This window comes from Mesorhizobium sp. M2A.F.Ca.ET.037.01.1.1, from assembly GCF_003998075.1.
Taxonomy (GTDB): domain Bacteria; phylum Pseudomonadota; class Alphaproteobacteria; order Rhizobiales; family Rhizobiaceae; genus Mesorhizobium.
Genome location: NZ_RZSA01001650.1, coordinates 1 through 674 on the forward strand (window position 1 = coordinate 1; position 674 = coordinate 674).

Annotated in this window: 1 protein-coding gene; it reads left to right on the forward strand. The window is 64.2% G+C overall.

The annotated features are described in order from the left end of the window. Window positions 1-474 (forward strand): dienelactone hydrolase family protein (locus EOA27_RS38985; RefSeq protein WP_189562401.1); only part of this gene is annotated, 474 nt, incomplete at its 5' end. Between the last annotated feature and the right edge of the window lie 200 nt (window positions 475-674).

Below are 674 nucleotides of genomic sequence, written 5' to 3' on the forward strand. Positions count from 1 at the left end.
CTGTTGATGCTGAGCGGCGGTACGACGCAGGGCATGACCATCCGCGACGGCAGCGCCTTCCTCGACGCGTTCGCGGCCGAGGGCATTGACGGACCGATTGGCGTCGTCGGCTATTGCATGGGCGGCGCGCGGGCGTTGAACGCGGCGGCGAGCTATCCGGACCGGATCGTTGCCGCGGCAAGCTTCCATGGCGGTAATCTGGCCAGCGAAGCGGCCGACAGCCCGCATCGCAAGGCGGCTTCGATCAAGGCGCGCGTCTATGTCGGCGTCGCCGGCGTCGATCATAGCTTCCCGCCCGAGCAGTCGGCGCGGCTGGCGGAGGCGCTCAGGGTGGCAGAGGTCGACCATACGATCGAGAACTATGTCGGCGTCGGCCATGGCTGGTGCGTGCCGGATCATAGCGTCTATGACAAGGCGGGGGCTGAACGCCACTGGAAGCGGCTGACGACGTTTTTCAAAGAGACGCTGGGCTGAGTTTCGGTCTCGGATTGTAGTGCGCGTGGCCTAGCGCGAGCCCTCGAATGTCCGCGCCGCCCCTCATCCGCCCTTCGGGCACCTTCTCCCCGTGGAACGGAGAGAAGGAAAAAGTGGTGCCGCAAAAAAATCTTTTCATCGCCCCAAGGATTGGCCATTAGCCTTCGTCCAACGGGCAAATGACGGCGATGATGCTGGAC